The 16,642-nt window shown below is 60.8% G+C and carries 16 protein-coding genes; 13 read left to right on the forward strand and 3 right to left on the reverse strand.

What is annotated here, in order from left to right; genetic code table 11:
- Nucleotides 1-58: 58 nt before the first annotated feature.
- A complete protein-coding gene (locus tag PSEBG33_RS24235; protein ID WP_005784213.1) occupies nucleotides 59-454 on the reverse strand; it encodes a type II toxin-antitoxin system PemK/MazF family toxin in 396 nt (131 codons plus the stop codon).
- A gap of 286 nt (nucleotides 455-740) precedes the next feature.
- Entirely contained in the window at nucleotides 741-1,772 is a 1,032-nt protein-coding gene (gene rsgA, locus PSEBG33_RS24230) for a small ribosomal subunit biogenesis GTPase RsgA (RefSeq protein WP_005784215.1), read from the reverse strand.
- A 108-nt stretch (nucleotides 1,773-1,880) separates the two neighbouring features.
- On the opposite strand from rsgA, the gene orn reads away from it, so the two are divergent.
- Both orn and PSEBG33_RS24220 read left to right on the forward strand, forming a co-directional pair.
- Nucleotides 1,881-2,423: an oligoribonuclease gene (orn, locus tag PSEBG33_RS24225; RefSeq protein WP_005784217.1), complete on the forward strand. Its 543-nt coding sequence runs from the start codon at nucleotides 1,881-1,883 to the stop codon at nucleotides 2,421-2,423.
- A gap of 182 nt (nucleotides 2,424-2,605) precedes the next feature.
- Nucleotides 2,606-3,223 carry a trimeric intracellular cation channel family protein gene (locus PSEBG33_RS24220; RefSeq protein WP_172833454.1) on the forward strand — a complete coding sequence of 206 codons (618 nt, stop codon included), beginning with the start codon at nucleotides 2,606-2,608 and terminating at the stop codon, nucleotides 3,221-3,223.
- On the opposite strand, the gene queG is transcribed toward PSEBG33_RS24220, so the two are convergent.
- A complete protein-coding gene (gene queG, locus PSEBG33_RS24215; protein WP_005784221.1) occupies nucleotides 3,220-4,284 on the reverse strand; it encodes a tRNA epoxyqueuosine(34) reductase QueG in 1,065 nt (354 codons plus the stop codon). The two genes, PSEBG33_RS24220 and queG, sit on opposite strands and share 4 nt — an antisense overlap.
- Nucleotides 4,285-4,347: 63 nt before the next feature.
- Between queG and PSEBG33_RS24210 the strand changes: the two genes are divergently transcribed.
- From PSEBG33_RS24210 to PSEBG33_RS24160, 11 genes are all read left to right on the forward strand, one after another.
- The gene (locus PSEBG33_RS24210; RefSeq protein WP_005784223.1) at nucleotides 4,348-5,208 is read left to right on the forward strand and encodes an NAD(P)H-hydrate dehydratase; all 861 of its coding nucleotides are present in this window, start codon (nucleotides 4,348-4,350) and stop codon (nucleotides 5,206-5,208) included.
- A complete protein-coding gene (tsaE, locus tag PSEBG33_RS24205; protein WP_005784225.1) occupies nucleotides 5,196-5,666 on the forward strand; it encodes a tRNA (adenosine(37)-N6)-threonylcarbamoyltransferase complex ATPase subunit type 1 TsaE in 471 nt (156 codons plus the stop codon). The genes PSEBG33_RS24210 and tsaE overlap by 13 nt, the downstream gene beginning before the upstream one ends.
- Before the next feature lie 17 nt (nucleotides 5,667-5,683).
- A complete protein-coding gene (locus PSEBG33_RS24200; RefSeq protein WP_005784227.1) occupies nucleotides 5,684-7,105 on the forward strand; it encodes an N-acetylmuramoyl-L-alanine amidase in 1,422 nt (473 codons plus the stop codon).
- Nucleotides 7,105-9,021 carry a DNA mismatch repair endonuclease MutL gene (gene mutL, locus PSEBG33_RS24195; protein ID WP_005784229.1) on the forward strand — a complete coding sequence of 639 codons (1,917 nt, stop codon included), beginning with the start codon at nucleotides 7,105-7,107 and terminating at the stop codon, nucleotides 9,019-9,021. Before PSEBG33_RS24200 ends, mutL begins: the two co-directional genes overlap by 1 nt.
- Nucleotides 9,021-9,992, forward strand: a complete 972-nt coding sequence (gene miaA, locus PSEBG33_RS24190) for a tRNA (adenosine(37)-N6)-dimethylallyltransferase MiaA (RefSeq protein WP_005784231.1) — start codon at nucleotides 9,021-9,023, stop codon at nucleotides 9,990-9,992. Before mutL ends, miaA begins: the two co-directional genes overlap by 1 nt.
- A gap of 94 nt (nucleotides 9,993-10,086) precedes the next feature.
- The gene (gene hfq, locus PSEBG33_RS24185) at nucleotides 10,087-10,347 is read left to right on the forward strand and encodes an RNA chaperone Hfq (RefSeq protein ID WP_003188059.1); all 261 of its coding nucleotides are present in this window, start codon (nucleotides 10,087-10,089) and stop codon (nucleotides 10,345-10,347) included.
- Nucleotides 10,348-10,359: 12 nt separating this feature from the next.
- Complete coding sequence (gene hflX, locus PSEBG33_RS24180) at nucleotides 10,360-11,661, forward strand: ribosome rescue GTPase HflX (protein WP_003188061.1); 1,302 nt, start codon at nucleotides 10,360-10,362, stop codon at nucleotides 11,659-11,661.
- Between the two features lie 96 nt (nucleotides 11,662-11,757).
- Nucleotides 11,758-12,933 carry an FtsH protease activity modulator HflK gene (hflK, locus tag PSEBG33_RS24175; protein WP_005784234.1) on the forward strand — a complete coding sequence of 392 codons (1,176 nt, stop codon included), beginning with the start codon at nucleotides 11,758-11,760 and terminating at the stop codon, nucleotides 12,931-12,933.
- Nucleotides 12,933-13,799, forward strand: coding sequence for a protease modulator HflC (gene hflC / locus PSEBG33_RS24170; protein WP_003188064.1), 867 nt, complete (start codon nucleotides 12,933-12,935; stop codon nucleotides 13,797-13,799). Before hflK ends, hflC begins: the two co-directional genes overlap by 1 nt.
- Before the next feature lie 293 nt (nucleotides 13,800-14,092).
- Nucleotides 14,093-15,280: an ATP phosphoribosyltransferase regulatory subunit gene (locus tag PSEBG33_RS24165; RefSeq protein WP_005784236.1), complete on the forward strand. Its 1,188-nt coding sequence runs from the start codon at nucleotides 14,093-14,095 to the stop codon at nucleotides 15,278-15,280.
- Between the two features lie 54 nt (nucleotides 15,281-15,334).
- Nucleotides 15,335-16,624 carry an adenylosuccinate synthase gene (locus PSEBG33_RS24160; protein ID WP_005784238.1) on the forward strand — a complete coding sequence of 430 codons (1,290 nt, stop codon included), beginning with the start codon at nucleotides 15,335-15,337 and terminating at the stop codon, nucleotides 16,622-16,624.
- The last annotated feature ends 18 nt before the right edge of the window (nucleotides 16,625-16,642 follow it).

Below are 16,642 nucleotides of genomic sequence, written 5' to 3' on the forward strand. Positions count from 1 at the left end.
ATCTCTCTACAGCAGAAACCAAAACGCCCCGAATCATTCGGGGCGTTTTCATTGGCGGTCAGAGTGGCAGGTAGGCTTTGACACCATTAACTACGCCTCGCATGTCGTCGGCGCACAGGCGTGGGACAAAGTACTCTCGGCCTTTTGTGCGAGTCTTTCTATGCAGCTTGTCGAGGCGCTCGAAGCTGACGGTATAAATCATGTCGCACTTCACCCAAAGCTCTTTATAACCATCGGACTGAAGTGGATTGGTGCGTAGCAAGTGGTGCCAGTCGTGCTGGGTTTCTGGCGCAGTAGAGGATATTGGCACCACGGTGCAGAGCTTGCGATTGTGGGTCGCGGTAGGCGATATCACGACAACCTTGCGGATCTTCAGCATTTCCGGTGCAACAAAACCTCGTGTGAAGTCACACAGCAGCACGTCGCCTTGTTTGGGGTGATAGTAGAGAGCCAAATGTTAATTCCCCACAAAAAGCAAAGCCGCCCGAAGGCGGCTTCATTCGACACGCAGCGGAGCTTGCTTCGCCCCTTCTGCGCCGCTGGATCAACCCCGAAAAGGATCCAGACTCCTGCCAGCTTTCGCTGGTGACGGAGCAATTATGGGCATCAGGAAATCTGAATACAAGCTGGCTTGTGTGTATGAGCCACCCAGTTGATCCGGATTCTTGATGCCCGCTCCTGTTAAATCAATGGGCTAGGGCGTTCAGCGCCGTGGTTTATGTGTATCAAGAAATTGACCGTCAATAACTGCTCTCAGGCAAGCTCGCAATAATCGACCGATAGCTGTTCATCCGCTGCTGTTGCACGCGTCCATCCTCCAGCGCCTTGAGCAATGCACAGCCCGGCTCGCGGTCGTGTTTGCAGTCGCGGAAGCGGCAGGTGCCGATCAGGTCGTTGAACTCGATAAAGCCCGCTTCCACATCGCTGCGGCTGACGTGGCCCAAGCCGAATTCACGAATACCCGGGGAGTCGATCAACTCGCCGCCGCCGGGGAAGTGGAACAGCCTCGCGGTGGTGGTGGTGTGGGTGCCTTGCCCGGAAAGCTCCGACAGCGGCCCCACGCGGGTATCGACTTCCGGCAACAGGCTGTTGACCAGCGATGACTTGCCCACGCCAGACTGGCCGACAAACACGCTGATGCGCCCGTCCAGCTGCTGTTGCAGCTGTTCCATGCCGTTGCCGTGATGGGCCGACACTTCCAGCACCGGGTAGCCCAGGGTGCGATAGACCGCCAGCAACGCATTGAGCGCCGGGGCGTTCTGCTCGTCGATCAGGTCGAATTTGTTCAACAGCAACAGCGGGCGGATGCCGGCGTGTTCGGCCGCGACCAGGTAGCGGTCGATCAGGTTGGCATGGGGCTCGGGCAGTGGTGCGAACACGATCACAATCATGTCGACGTTGGCTGCCACCGGCTTGAGCTGGCCACGGCTGTCGGGGCGACGCAACTCGGTGCTGCGTGGCAACTGGGCGACGATCACGCCGATGCCCTGGTTGCCGGCGCGCCACACGACTTTGTCGCCGGTCACCAGCGCAGGCAGGTTGGCGCGCAGGTGGCAACGGGACACCGAGCCTGCGAGTTCGCCTTCCAGCGCCTCGACTTCGACTTGCACACCAAAGTGCGCGATTACCAGGCCTGTTTGTTCGGGGCCCAGGTCGCCGCCCTCGAGCGCTTCCACGGCGGAGGATTCACGTTTGGCGGCACGCGCTGCGCGTTCACCTTGAATCTTTTCGATGCGCCAGTTTTGGCGACGGTTGAGCTGGCGTTTGGCCATTGGTGTTCCGTGTCGATAATGCAAAAGTTGGGTAAAACGGTCGCGAGTCTAGCACGGCCCCGCCTGCTAAACTGCGCAGCTACGCCAAGGTGCCAAGAGAATCAAGCCATGCAAAACCCACAGAACCTGATTTGGATCGATCTGGAAATGACCGGTCTGAACCCCGACAGCGACGTCATCATCGAGATGGCGACGATTGTCACCGACAGCAACCTCAACACCTTGGCCGAAGGTCCGGTGATCGCCATCCACCACAGCGACGCCGTGCTCGCCACCATGGATGAGTGGAACACCCGCACCCACGGTAACTCCGGGCTGACCCAGCGTGTGCGCGACAGCCGCATCAGCATGGCCGAAGCCGAAGCCGAAACCATCGCATTCCTGGAAAAATGGGTGCCCAAGGGCAAGTCGCCGATCTGCGGCAACAGCATCTGCCAGGACCGTCGCTTCCTTTATACGCATATGAAGGCGCTGGAGAGCTACTTCCACTATCGCAACCTGGACGTATCGACACTTAAGGAACTGGCTGCGCGTTGGGCCCCGGAGGTCAAGGACAGCTTCCATAAAGGCAGCACGCACCTGGCGCTGGATGATATTCGTGAGTCGATCGCCGAGTTGCAGCATTACCGCAAGCATTTCATCAAGGCTTGATTCTACGGCGCCAGTGAGTGCCCCATCGCAGGCAAGCCAGCTCCCACATTAGAATGGATTCGCAAATTCAAAGTGTGGGAGCTGGCTTGCCTGCGATACAGGCGACGCGGTTTATCGCCAAACGCCCCCTTTTGGTGCCATCAGCAAATGATTAGACTGCCGGCCTCCCTGCAAGGATCGCCATCATGCTGTTGATGCTCTACCTCATCGCCATCACCGCCGAAGCCATGACCGGCGCCTTGTCCGCCGGTCGGCGCGGCATGGACTGGTTTGGCGTGGTGCTGATCGCCTGCGTGACGGCCCTGGGCGGTGGTTCGGTGCGCGATGTGCTACTCGGCCACTACCCGCTGACCTGGGTCAAGCACCCGGAGTACCTGGTGCTGACCTCCGTGGCGGCGCTGGTGACGATCTTTATCGCGCCGCTGATGCGCCGCCTGCGCTCGCTGTTTTTGGCGCTGGACGCCTTGGGGTTGGTGGCATTCACCCTGATCGGCTGCATGACCGCCCTGGAAATGGGCCACGGCATGTTGGTGGCGTCGGTCAGCGGGGTCATCACCGGCGTATTCGGCGGCATCCTGCGGGATATCTTCTGTAACGACATTCCGCTGATCTTCCGCCGCGAGTTGTACGCCAGCGTGTCGTTCCTGGCTGCCTGGTTCTACTTGCTGTGCCTGTATCTGGAACTGCCCAGCGAACAGGCGATTCTGCTGACGCTGTTCAGCGGCTTTCTATTGCGCCTGCTGGCGATCCGTTTTCACTGGGAAATGCCCAAGTTCGTCTACAACGACGACGTACACTAGCGGGCCGCGTGCTGGTTCAGCGCCCATTCCACATGCTCGCGAACCAGCTCTGAGGGGTAGTCCCGCCGCGCCTTCAAGGCTTCCAATACCGGAATGCTTGACGGCGCATTGCCCAGGCCCACGGCCAGATTGCGTAACCAGCGCTCGTAACCGGCGCGGCGCAGGGGGGAGCCTTCGGTGCTGCTGAGGAATTTATCCTCGTCCCACATAAACAGTTCGGCTAACTCGGCGTTATCCAGGTTGTGCCTGGGCTTGAAATCGCTTTCGGCAGTGGGTCGAGCGAAACGATTCCATGGGCAAACGATCTGACAGTCATCGCAGCCAAAGACGCGGTTGCCGATCAGTGGGCGCAGGTCCTCGGGAATGGCGCTCTTTAGCTCGATGGTCAGATAGGAAATGCAGCGCCGGGCGTCCAGCACGTAAGGACCGACGAAGGCGTTGGTGGGGCAGATGTCCAGGCACGCCGTGCAACGGCCGCAGTGTTCGGTAGTGTGGGGTGGGTCCACCGGCAACGGTAAATCGACAAACAGTTCGCTCAAGAAGAAATAACTGCCGGCCTTGCGGTTGAGCACAAGGGTGTTTTTACCGATCCAGCCCAATCCGGCTTGTTCGGCGATGGCTTTTTCCAGGACCGGCGCGCTGTCGACAAAGGCGCGAAAGCCGAACGGCCCGATCTGCGCCTGGATGCGGTCGGCCAGCTGCTGCACGCGCTTGCGGATCAGCTTGTGATAGTCGCGGCCCAGGGCGTAGCGCGAGATATAGGCTTTTTCCGGCTGGCCCAGCAGTTGCGCCATCTGGGTGTCGCCGGGCAGGTAGTCCATGCGCAGTGACACCACGCGCAAGGTGCCGGGTACCAGTTCATCGGGATGGGAGCGTTTGCTGCCGTGGGCGCCCATGTAGTCCATCTCGCCGTGGTAGCCCGCGTCGAGCCAGCGTTGCAGGTGCTGTTCATGCTCAGCCAGGTCCAGGCCACTGATGCCGACTTGTTGAAAGCCCAGCTCGCGGCCCCAGTCTTTGATCGATTGGGCGAGGGCGGGCAGATCGGAGGTAATAGCAGGCATGAGACACGGGAAACCACAGGTTAGATGCGTATAATTCTGCCAGACATCGGAGCTTGAAGACGCATGCCTCAGACAAAACACCCAATTACCGACGTTCAGCTGTTGTTGCCCGGCCATTTGCCGCAACTGGCTGCGCGTTCTCCGGACGCCCATAAGGGCCAATTCGGCCACCTGCTGGTCATCGGTGGTGACCGTGGCTTTGGCGGTGCGGCGCTGCTGAGCAGCGAAAGTGCCCTGCGCAGCGGCGCCGGTATGGTCTCGCTGGCAACTCGACCGGAACATGTGCCAGCCGCTCTGGCCCGGCTGCCGGAAGTCATGGCTGTCGGCGTGAGCTCGGCCAACCAGTTGATGGGCCTGCTGGAAAAAATCTCGGTGATCGTCATTGGCCCGGGCCTGGGCGATGCCGCTTGGGGCAAAAGCCTGTTGTCGGTCGCGGCCAATGCCCGCCAGCCGCAGGTGTGGGACGCCGACGCGCTCAATCAACTGGCCACTGGCAGCGTCGAGCTGCCGGCCAACTGTGTGATTACTCCTCATCCAGGCGAAGCTGCGCGTTTGTTGGGGCTATCGACAGCCGAGGTTCAGGCCGATCGCCTTAATGTGGCGCGCGCGTTGAGCCAAAAATTCAATGCAGTGGCTATCCTCAAGGGTGCTGGCAGTTTGATTGCCAGTCCGGATGGACGGCTTGCCCGTTGTGATCAAGGCCACCCGGCGATGGCGACGGCGGGGCTCGGTGATGTCTTGGCTGGTCTGGTCGGCGCGCTATTGGCTCAGGGTATGCCCGCGTACGAGGCAGGCTGCCTGGCCGTGTGGTTGCACGCTACCGCTGGAGACCGCCAGGGCAGTTTTGGTCGGGGGCTGGCTGCCAGCGACCTGATCCCTGCCATTCGTCAATTGCTGGAGGAGCAGTCGCCGTGCCTGAAGTAATTCTTTTCCTGGCAGATGAAGAGGCCATGGTCGCGTTGGGGCAGCGTCTTTCGCAGGTCACGCAAGGGGCAGGGTTGATCTTTCTCGAAGGCGATCTCGGCGCAGGCAAAACCACATTGTCCCGGGGGATTATTCGCGGCCTGGGCCATACCGGCGCGGTAAAAAGCCCGACCTTCACGTTGGTCGAGCCCTACGAGATCGGCGACGTGCGTGCTTTCCACTTCGATCTTTATCGCCTGGCAGATCCAGAGGAACTGGAGTACATGGGCATCCGTGATTACTTCGATGAAGATGCGCTGTGCCTGATCGAATGGCCAGATAAAGGCACAGGCTTTTTGCCAAAGCCAGACATGACCATTACCATTACGCCGCATGAGCACGGACGTCAGCTGAAGTTGTTGCCCCAGAGCGTGCGCGCTGAAGCGTGGTGCACCGCTCTGGCATTGGAATTCAAATAAAATTGGTGGGGTTAGGTATGCGCTTTCGCGCGTTGGTTGCTGTCGTGGGGGTGTTGCTTGCGGCAATGACTGTCAATGCTCTGGCTGCTTCACAGGTAAAAAGTGTTCGCCTGTGGCGAGCGCCGGATAACACGCGACTGGTGTTCGACCTGTCTGGCCCGGTCCAGCACAGCGTCTTCACCCTGACGGCGCCTGATCGCCTGGTGATCGACATCAACGGTGCGAGCCTGGCCGCGCCGCTGAAGGTCTCTACCGCCAACACACCCATTACCGCCATGCGCTCGGCCCAGCGTACGCCGACTGACCTGCGCGTGGTCATCGACCTGAAAAAGGCCGTTACGCCAAAGAGCTTCTCCCTGGCGCCCAACGCCCAATACGGTAACCGCCTGGTGGTCGACCTGTTCGACAACCCCGCCGACGCGGCACCACCGCCTGCGCCGACGCCAAGCGTGGCTACCGTGCCTGCGGTGCCGGTCAACCCGTCGCAACCCCAGGTCAAGTTGCCACCACCGCCGCCCGCGCCGGCCGGCAAGCGCGACATTATCGTGGTGATCGACGCCGGCCACGGTGGCGAAGATCCGGGGGCTTCCGGCTCACGCGGCCAGCATGAGAAAGACGTGGTACTGGCCATTGCTCGCGAGCTGCAACGCCAGGTCAATGGCATGAAAGGCTACCGCGCCGAGCTGACCCGCACCGGTGACTACTTCATTCCGTTGCGTGGCCGTACCGAAATTGCGCGCAAGAAGGGCGCTGACCTGTTCGTGTCCATTCACGCCGACGCCGCGCCTTCAACTGCTGCATTTGGTGCCTCGGTATTTGCCCTGTCGGATCGCGGTGCCACGTCCGAGACCGCCCGCTGGCTGGCCGACAGTGAAAACCGCTCCGACTTGATCGGCGGGGCCGGCAACGTGTCCCTCGATGACAAGGACAAGATGCTCGCCGGCGTGCTGCTCGACCTGTCGATGACTGCCTCGCTGACCTCCAGCCTGAACGTTGGCCAGAAAGTCCTGAGTAACATCGGCCGCGTGACATCGCTGCACAAACAGCGTGTGGAGCAAGCCGGGTTCATGGTGCTGAAGTCGCCGGATATCCCGTCGATCCTGGTGGAAACCGGGTTTATCTCCAACGCCAACGAGGCCTCCAAGCTGGCCAGCTCCAGCCACCAGCAAGCGCTGGCGCGCTCCATCAGCGCAGGCGTGCGCCAGTTCTTCCAGCAGAACCCGCCGCCCGGCACTTACATCGCCTGGCTGCGCGACTCCGGCAAAATCGCCCAGGGCCCGCGCGACCATCGTGTGCAACCCGGCGACACCGTTGCCATGCTGGCGGTACGTTTCCAGGTCACGCCTGCGGCTTTGCGCAGCGCCAATAACCTGAAAACCGATGAGTTGAAGATTGGCCAGGTATTGACCATTCCCGGCACTGAATTGGCGGCACAGTAATGAGCGAATCTTTGTTGAACAGCGGCTCGCGCATCGAATTGCTCAGCCCGCGCCTGGCTAACCAGATTGCTGCGGGTGAGGTCGTCGAGCGCCCGGCGTCGGTGATCAAGGAACTGCTGGAAAACAGCATTGACTCCGGTGCCAAGCGCATCGATGTCGACGTGGAGCAGGGCGGCGTCAAGTTGCTGCGGGTACGTGATGACGGCAGCGGCATCTCCTCCGATGATCTGCCGCTGGCCCTGGCGCGTCACGCCACCAGCAAGATCCGCGACCTGGAAGACCTTGAGCGGGTCATGAGCCTGGGCTTTCGCGGTGAGGCCCTGGCCTCCATCAGTTCCGTGGCGCGCCTGACCCTGACCTCCCGCACCCGCGACGCCGAGCAAGCCTGGCAAGTGGAAACCGAAGGCCGCGACATGGCGCCTCGGGTCCAGCCGGCTGCACACCCAGTGGGCACTTCGGTAGAAGTGCGCGACCTGTTCTTCAACACCCCGGCGCGGCGCAAATTCCTCAAGGCCGAGAAAACCGAATTCGATCACCTGCAAGAAGTCATCAAGCGCTTGGCCCTGGCCCGTTTCGATGTGGCGTTTCACCTGCGCCACAACGGCAAGACCATCCTCAGCCTGCACGAAGCCAACGACGACGCCGCCCGCGCACGACGTGTGGCAGCCGTGTGCGGCAGCGGTTTCCTGGAGCAGGCGCTGCCGATTGAAATCGAGCGCAATGGCCTGAGGTTGTGGGGTTGGGTGGGGTTGCCGACGTTCTCCCGTAGCCAGGCCGACTTGCAGTACTTCTTTGTGAATGGCCGTGCGGTTCGCGACAAGCTGGTAGCCCATGCGGTGCGCCAGGCTTATCGCGACGTACTGTTCAACGGCCGGCACCCCACGTTTGTGCTGTTCTTCGAGGTCGACCCGTCGGTGGTCGACGTCAACGTGCACCCGACCAAGCACGAAGTACGCTTCCGGGACGGGCGCATGGTGCATGACTTCCTGTATGGCACGCTGCATCGCGCCTTGGGCGATGTGCGCCCGGATGATCAACTGTCAGCGCCGATTGTCACGGCGGTGGTGCGCCCGAGCGGTCCGGAAGCCGGAGAGTTCGGCCCCCAGGGTGAAATGAGCCTGGCGGCCAACCTGCTGCAATCGCCGCAGTCGCAACCGACCTACACGGCGCCGAACGCAGGCGCCGGTGCAGGCTACCAGTATCAATACACGCCGCGTCCGCAGTCGACCGTGCCGGTGGCCGAGGCCCAGGCGGCGTACCGGGAGTTTTTTGCGCCGCTGCCGGGTGCCGAGGCGGGTGCTGCTGTCGCGTTGCCCGAAGGTGGCGGTGATATCCCGCCGCTGGGCTATGCCCTGGCGCAGCTCAAGGGCATCTACATCCTCGCGGAAAACGCCCATGGCCTGGTGCTGGTGGACATGCATGCCGCCCACGAACGGATCATGTACGAGCGCCTGAAGATCGCCATGGCCAGCGAAGGCCTCAGCGGTCAGCCATTGCTGGTGCCCGAATCCCTGGCAGTCAGCCAGCGAGAGGCCGATTGCGCCGAAGAGCACCACAGCGTGTTCCAGAAGCTGGGTTTTGAGCTACAACGTCTGGGCCCGGAAACCCTGGCGATCCGTCAGATTCCCGCGCTGCTAAAGCAGGCCGAAGCCAACCGCCTGGTGGCCGACGTGCTGGCAGACCTGATGGAATACGGCACCAGCGACCGTATCCAGGCGCATATCAACGAATTGCTCGGCACCATGGCCTGCCACGGCGCCATCCGCGCCAATCGCCGCCTGGCCCTGCCGGAAATGAACGGCCTGCTGCGTGACATGGAAAACACCGAGCGCAGCGGCCAATGCAACCATGGCCGACCGACCTGGACCCAAATGGGCCTGGACGATCTGGACAAACTGTTCTTGCGCGGCCGTTGATGAGCGCCTTGCCCCCCGCGATCTTCCTGATGGGCCCCACGGCCGCCGGCAAGACCGACCTGGCCATCGAGCTGACCAAGGTGCTGCCCTGCGAGTTGATCAGTGTCGACTCTGCCCTGGTTTACCGGGACATGGATATCGGCACGGCCAAGCCGTCCAAAGCGCTATTGGCCCAATATCCGCACAAGTTGATCGACATCATCGACCCGGCGCAGAGCTATTCGGCTGCGGATTTTCGCACCGACGCCCTGGCGGCCATGGCCGAGATCACCGCGCGCGGCAATATCCCGCTGCTGGTGGGTGGCACCATGCTCTACTACAAGGCATTGCAGGAAGGGCTGGCCGATATGCCGCCTGCCGATGCCCAGGTGCGCGGCGAACTCGAAGAAGAGGCTGCACGCCTCGGCTGGCAAGCCCTGCACGACCAATTGGCGGCGGTGGACCCGGTGTCCGCGGCGCGCATTCACCCCAATGACCCCCAGCGCCTCACCCGTGCCCTGGAAGTCTGGCGTGTGAGTGGCCGGACCATGACTGAACACAGGCTGAAACAAAGTGCGCAAAGTGCTGATGCAGGCGCATCTGGACAGTCACAATTGCCCTATACTGTGGCGAATCTGGCCATCGCTCCGGCAAATCGCCAGGTGCTGCATGAACGAATTGCACAAAGATTCACAATTATGTTGGAACAGGGGTTTGTGGACGAGGTCGTAGCACTGCGTTCAAGAGGTGACCTGCATGCCGGGCTGCCTTCGATACGTGCTGTAGGCTACCGCCAAGTCTGGGATCATCTGGATGGCAAGCTGACGTCAGCCGAAATGCAGGAGCGCGGCATCATCGCCACGCGCCAATTGGCGAAGCGCCAGTTCACCTGGCTGCGCAGCTGGAGCGATTTGCACTGGTTGGACAGCCTGGACAGCGACAATCTGTCACGCGCCTTGAAATACTTGGGAACGGTCTCCATATTGAGCTGAGTCCTTGCAATTGCCGTCTATCCTTGGGGGTGTGACGGCCATAAGCTATCTATTTTCTGATTTTTTATTATTGATCCTTAAAGGAGTGCGGCACATGTCAAAAGGGCATTCGCTACAAGACCCTTACTTGAATACTTTACGTAAAGAGAAAGTTGGGGTTTCCATCTATCTGGTCAACGGTATCAAGTTGCAAGGCACGATCGAGTCGTTCGACCAGTTCGTGATCCTGCTGAAAAACACCGTCAGCCAGATGGTTTACAAGCACGCTATCTCGACAGTCGTTCCAGTTCGTCCTATCCGTCTGCCTAGCGCAGCAGGTGATGAACAGGGTGACGCTGAGCCAGGTAACGCCTGATAGGAGTCTCCTTTGTTCTTTGAGCGCCACGGTGGTGGTGAGCGAGTAATCCTCGTTCACTTGGATGGACAGGACCCTGAGGCGCGCGAAGATCCGCAGGAGTTTCAGGAGTTGGCAAATTCGGCCGGCGCCGAGACCGTTGCGTTTTTTAACGTGCCGCGTCATCGGCCAACCGCCAAATACCTGATCGGCAGCGGCAAGGTCGAGGAACTGCGCGACCTGGTTCACGCTGAAGAAGCCGATCTGGTGATCTTCAATCACACCCTCACGCCCAGTCAGGAACGTAACCTCGAACGTGTTTTCGAGTGTCGCGTGATCGACCGTACCGGCCTGATTCTCGATATTTTCGCCCAGCGCGCCCGTACCCATGAGGGCAAGCTCCAGGTCGAACTGGCCCAGCTTGATCACATGAGCACCCGCCTGGTTCGCGGCTGGACTCACCTTGAGCGTCAAGGTGGCGGCATCGGTATGCGCGGTCCGGGTGAAACCCAGCTGGAAACCGACCGGCGTCTGCTGCGGGTTCGCCTGCGCCAGATCAAGGGCCGCCTGGAAAAAGTCCGCAGCCAGCGCGAACAGTCGCGCCGTGGCCGTTCCCGTGCGGATATCCCTACCGTGTCCCTGGTGGGCTATACCAACGCCGGCAAGTCCACGCTGTTCAACAACGTGACGAAATCGGACGTGTACGCGGCCGACCAACTGTTCGCCACCCTCGACCCGACCTTGCGCCGTCTGGACATAGACGACCTGGGGCCGATAGTCCTGGCCGATACCGTGGGTTTCATTCGTCACTTGCCGCACAAGCTGGTCGAGGCATTTCGGTCTACGCTCGAAGAGTCGAGCAATTCCGACCTGCTGCTGCACGTGATCGATGCGGCCGAACCGGATCGCATGTTGCAGATTGAACAGGTCATGGTGGTGCTGGGCGAGATTGGTGCCCAGGACTTGCCGATCCTCGAGGTCTATAACAAACTCGATTTGCTTGAAGGTGTTGAGCCACAAATCCAGCGTGACGAAAACGGCAAGCCCCAGCGGGTCTGGCTGTCGGCGCGTGATGGCAGTGGTTTGGAGCTGCTTGAGCAAGCAATTGCCGAACTGCTGGGCAGCGATTTGTTTGTCGGCACCTTGCGCTTGCCGCAGCGTTTTGCTCGACTGCGGGCACAGTTTTTCGAACTGGGTGCGGTACAGAAAGAAGAACACGACGAAGAAGGTGTCAGCTTGCTGGCCGTTCGATTGCCACGCTCGGAGCTCAATCGACTGGTCAGTCGCGAGGGTGTTGTGCCGGCGGAGTTCATCGAACAACACACTTTGCAATAAAAGCCTGAGAAAGCGGTTGTGCCGCAGTAGCAGGCATTCTGTAGCATTGGTCGGCGCGCCGTGGGTGCGTCTTTGCTTTATCAGATGGAGAGCGCTATGGCTTGGAATGAGCCGGGTGGCAACTCGAATAATCAGGATCCTTGGGGTGGTAAGCGCCGCAATAATGGCGACCGCAAGGGGCCACCGGATCTCGACGAGGCCTTCCGAAAGCTGCAGGAAAGCCTGAATGGGTTGTTCGGTGGTGGAAAAAAACGTGGTGGTGACGACGGCGGTCGCACCAGCAAGGGCGGCGGCTACGGCCTGCTGGGCCTGGGCCTTGTCGTGCTCGCGGCCGTATGGCTGTACAGCGCGGTCTACGTGGTGGACGAGCAGGAGCAAGCCGTGGTGCTGCGCTTCGGCAAGTACTACGAGACTGTCGGGCCGGGCCTGAACATCTATTTCCCGCCGATCGACAAGAAGTACATGGAAAACGTCACGCGTGAGCGTGCGTACACCAAGCAGGGCCAGATGCTGACCGAAGACGAGAACATCGTCGAAGTGCCGCTGACCGTGCAGTACAAGATCAGCAACCTGCAGGATTTCGTGCTGAACGTTGATCAGCCGGAGATCAGCCTGCAACACGCAACCGAAAGTGCCCTGCGCCATGTGGTGGGTTCCACCGCCATGGACCAGGTGCTGACCGAAGGTCGTGAATTGATGGCCAGTGAAATCAAGGAGCGCCTGCAACGGTTCCTCGATACCTACCGCACCGGTATCACTGTCACTCAGGTGAACGTACAGAGCGCCGCGGCACCGCGTGAAGTGCAGGAAGCGTTTGACGATGTGATCCGCGCCCGTGAAGACGAGCAGCGTTCGCGCAACCAGGCTGAAACCTATGCCAACGGCGTTGTGCCGGAAGCCCGTGGTCAGGCCCAGCGCATCCTTGAAGATGCCAACGGTTATCGCGACGAAGTGGTCTCGCGCGCCAAGGGTGAGGCAGATCGCTTTACCAAGCTGGTTGCCGAGTACCGCAAGGCGCCGGAAGTTACGCGTGAGCGTCTGTACCTGGACACCATGCAGGAAGTTTTCAGCAACACCAGCAAGGTTCTCGTGACCGGCAACAAGGGTGGGCAGAACAACCTGCTGTACCTGCCGCTGGACAAGATGATCGAAAGTGGTCGTAGCGGCACCAGCGCACCGTCCACCGGTTCGAATGCCGCTGCCAACGAAGCGAGCGCCCGTGCGGCCGCTGACTTGCTGCAACAGCAAACACGTACCAGGGAGAGTCGTTGATGAGCAATAAATCGCTGACCGCCCTGATTGTGGGCGTCGTCGTGGTCATCGCTGCCTGGAACTGCTTCTACATCGTGGCTCAGACCGAGCGTGCGGTGCTGCTGCAATTCGGTCGCGTGGTCCAGGCGGATGTCCAGCCGGGCCTGCATGTGAAAGTCCCCTACGTCAACCAGGTGCGCAAGTTCGACGCCCGCCTGATGACCCTGGATGCACCGACACAGCGCTTCCTGACCCTGGAAAAGAAAGCCGTGATGGTTGACGCCTACGCCAAGTGGCGCGTCAAGGATGCCGAGCGCTTCTACACCGCGACCTCCGGCCTCAAGCAGATTGCCGACGAGCGTTTGTCCCGTCGTCTGGAATCGGGCCTGCGTGACCAGTTTGGTAAGCGCACCCTGCATGAGGTGGTTTCTGGTGAACGTGATGCGCTGATGGCGGATATCACCCGTTCGCTGAACACCATGGCGGAAAAAGAGCTGGGTATCGAAGTCGTCGATGTCCGGGTCAAGGCCATTGACCTGCCCAAGGAAGTGAACCGCAGCGTGTTCGAACGTATGAGCACTGAGCGTGAGCGTGAAGCTCGTGAGCACCGTGCCAAGGGTAACGAGCTGGCTGAAGGTATCCGCGCCGATGCTGACCGTCAGCGCCGAGTCCTGCTGGCAGAAGCCTATCGTGAGTCTGAAGAGGCCCGCGGTGATGGTGATGCTCAAGCGGCGGCGATCTACGCCAAGGCTTACGGCCAGGACCAGGAGTTCTACGCGTTCTACCGTAGCCTGCGTGCCTACCGTGAAAGCTTCGCGAACAAAACCGACGTTCTGGTGCTGGACCCAAGCAGCGACTTCTTCCGCTACCTGGAAAAGTCCAAGTAACAGGCCTGTGATTCTGTAGGGCCCACTCCGTCGGGCGGCTAAAATGCCTGGCGGGGTGATCCTTTCAGAAAACGGGTGTATGATGCGGCAGCCGGGAAATTCCCGGCTTTTTTGCGTCTGCATGTTTGATTCGGCAGGCGTGACAGGTTTTTCGAGGAAAGTGCCCGACGAGGCCGTTTGCAGGCCGTTCGTCACGTCGCTCTTGCGCGTGGTTTATGCAAGAGGCGGGTATTTTCTGCTTCACTCAAGGCTCGGCCGAGGGCTGGCCGCCCGGATCAAAGGGGAATGGCGTAATGGCAACGGTAGACCGCTGGCTGCTGCCAGATGGCATCGAAGAAGTACTGCCACCAGAAGCTGCGCGCATTGAAGTAGCGCGTCGCCAGGTGTTGGATCTGTTCCAGAGCTGGGGTTACGAGTTTGTCGTGACTCCCCATATCGAGTACCTGGAATCCCTGCTGACTGGCGCGGGCCAGGACCTGGATCTGCGCACCTTCAAGGTGATCGACCCGCAATCGGGCCGGCAAATGGGGTTCCGTGCCGACATCACGCCGCAAGTGGCGCGCATCGACGCGCACACCCTGCGCCGCGAAGGTCCGAGCCGCCTGTGCTACGCCGGCAGCGTGTTGCATGCCCAGCCGCGAGCCTTGTCGTCTTCGCGCAGCCCGATCCAGTTGGGTGCCGAGTTGTACGGCGATGCCAGCCCGAGCAGCGACGTTGAAGTGATCAGCCTGATGCTGGCCATGCTGCAACTGGCTGACGTGCCGGATGTCCACATGGACCTGGGCCACGTTGGTATCTATCGTGGCCTGGCCCGTGCGGCCGGCTTGTCCGGTGAAGTGGAGCAACAGTTGTTCGATGCCCTGCAGCGCAAAGCAATCGACGAAGTAATCGCCCTGACCGAGGGTGTGCCGGCTGAACTGGCCGGTATGCTACGTGCGCTGGTGGACCTGTGCGGTGGTCGTGAAGTGCTGGTGGCTGCGCGTGAGCGCCTGGCCAATGCGCCGGCGCCGGTATTGGCGGCACTGGATGACGTGCTGGCGATTGCCGAACGCTTGTCGGCGCGGTTCCCGCAGTTGCCGCTGTATTTTGATCTGGGCGAGTTGCGCGGCTACCACTACCACACCGGTGTGGTGTTCGCGGTATTTGTCCCGGGTGTTGGCCAGGCCATCGCCCAAGGTGGTCGTTACGACGATATCGGCGCCGACTTCGGTCGCGCGCGTCCGGCCACTGGTTTTTCCACCGATTTGAAAACCCTGGTGACCCTGGGGCGTGCTGAGGTCGAGCTGCCGTCTGGTGGCATCTGGATGCCCGACAGTACGGACGCGGCGCTCTGGCAGCAGGTTTGCCAGTTACGCAGTGAGGGTCTGCGTGTGGTCCAGGCCTTGCCTGGGCAGCCATTGGCCGCCGCCCGTGAAGCGGACTGCGACCGGCAATTGATTCAGCAGAACGGGCTTTGGCAAGTATCGCCACTGGCTTCTTGAGTTTTCCTGCCGGCCATCGCCGGCACCAAGTTTGCGCGAATGAGGACAAGTGTTATGGGTAAGAATGTCGTAGTCCTGGGCACCCAATGGGGTGATGAGGGCAAAGGCAAGATCGTTGATCTGCTGACCGAACATGCTGCCGCCGTAGTGCGCTACCAGGGTGGCCACAACGCTGGCCACACCCTGGTCATCGATGGCGAAAAAACCGTCTTGCACCTGATCCCGTCGGGCGTACTGCGCGAAGGCGTGCAGTGCCTGATCGGCAACGGCGTGGTAGTTGCACCTGACGCCCTGCTGCGCGAGATCACCAAGCTGGAAGAGAAAGGCGTACCGGTGCGCGAGCGCCTGCGCATCAGCCCGTCCTGCCCGCTGATCCTGTCCTTCCACGTGGCACTGGACCAGGCCCGTGAAAAGGCGCGGGGCGAGCTGAAGATCGGTACTACCGGTCGCGGTATCGGCCCAGCCTACGAAGACAAGGTTGCACGTCGTGGCCTGCGTGTGGGCGACCTGCTCAACATGCCGCGCTTTGAAGACAAGCTGCGTGAGCTGGTGGATTACCACAACTTCATGCTGGTCGGTTACTACAAAGAGCCTGCCATCGAGTTCGACAAGACCCTGGCCGAGTGCAAGGAATATGCAGAGCTGCTCAAGCCGCTGATGCTGGACGTGACCGCCGAGCTGCACGACCTGCGTCGCGCCGGCAAAGACATCATGTTCGAAGGCGCCCAGGGCTCGTTGCTGGACATCGACCACGGTACCTACCCGTACGTGACCAGCTCCAACACCACTGCTGGCGGCGTTGCCACAGGTTCAGGCGTTGGTCCGATGTTCCTGGACTACATCCTGGGCATCACCAAGGCTTACACCACCCGTGTAGGCTCGGGTCCGTTCCCGACTGAACTGTTCGACGACGTTGGCGCGCACCTGGCCAAGCAAGGTCACGAATTCGGCGCCACCACTGGCCGTGCTCGTCGTTGCGGTTGGTTCGACGCCGTTATCCTGCGTCGCGCTATCGATGTGAACAGCATTTCGGGCATTTGCCTGACCAAGCTGGACGTACTCGACGGCCTGGAAGCCATCAACATCTGCGTCGGCTACAAAGACGCACAAGGCAACGACGTTGCCCCGACCGACGCTGACAGCTACGTGGGCCTGCAGCCTGTGTACGAAGAAGTGCCAGGTTGGACCGAATCGACCGTGGGCGCCAAGACCCTGGAAGAACTGCCAGCCAACGCCCGCGCTTACATCAAGCGTGTGGAAGAGCTGATCGGTGCACCGATCGACATTATTTCGACCGGCCCGGACCGCAACGAGACCATCGTTCTGCGTCACCCGTTCGCTTAATAAACTGTTGATGTAAAA

This window comes from Pseudomonas synxantha BG33R (assembly GCF_000263715.2).
In the GTDB taxonomy this organism is placed as follows: domain Bacteria; phylum Pseudomonadota; class Gammaproteobacteria; order Pseudomonadales; family Pseudomonadaceae; genus Aquipseudomonas; species Aquipseudomonas synxantha_A.

What these genes read in the sequence shown, in the direction of transcription:
- PSEBG33_RS24200 (WP_005784227.1), top strand. Translation starts at nt 5,684, where the DNA reads ATGCGCTTTCGCGCGTTGGTTGCTGTCGTGGGGGTGTTGCTTGCGGCA.
- mutL (WP_005784229.1), top strand. Translation starts at nt 7,105, where the DNA reads ATGAGCGAATCTTTGTTGAACAGCGGCTCGCGCATCGAATTGCTCAGC.
- PSEBG33_RS24210 (WP_005784223.1), top strand. Translation starts at nt 4,348, where the DNA reads ATGCCTCAGACAAAACACCCAATTACCGACGTTCAGCTGTTGTTGCCC.
- rsgA (WP_005784215.1), bottom strand. Translation starts at nt 1,772, where the DNA reads ATGGCCAAACGCCAGCTCAACCGTCGCCAAAACTGGCGCATCGAAAAG.
- hfq (WP_003188059.1), top strand. Translation starts at nt 10,087, where the DNA reads ATGTCAAAAGGGCATTCGCTACAAGACCCTTACTTGAATACTTTACGT.
- PSEBG33_RS24160 (WP_005784238.1), top strand. Translation starts at nt 15,335, where the DNA reads ATGGGTAAGAATGTCGTAGTCCTGGGCACCCAATGGGGTGATGAGGGC.
- PSEBG33_RS24165 (WP_005784236.1), top strand. Translation starts at nt 14,093, where the DNA reads ATGGCAACGGTAGACCGCTGGCTGCTGCCAGATGGCATCGAAGAAGTA.
- hflC (WP_003188064.1), top strand. Translation starts at nt 12,933, where the DNA reads ATGAGCAATAAATCGCTGACCGCCCTGATTGTGGGCGTCGTCGTGGTC.
- hflK (WP_005784234.1), top strand. Translation starts at nt 11,758, where the DNA reads ATGGCTTGGAATGAGCCGGGTGGCAACTCGAATAATCAGGATCCTTGG.
- miaA (WP_005784231.1), top strand. Translation starts at nt 9,021, where the DNA reads ATGAGCGCCTTGCCCCCCGCGATCTTCCTGATGGGCCCCACGGCCGCC.
- orn (WP_005784217.1), top strand. Translation starts at nt 1,881, where the DNA reads ATGCAAAACCCACAGAACCTGATTTGGATCGATCTGGAAATGACCGGT.
- queG (WP_005784221.1), bottom strand. Translation starts at nt 4,284, where the DNA reads ATGCCTGCTATTACCTCCGATCTGCCCGCCCTCGCCCAATCGATCAAA.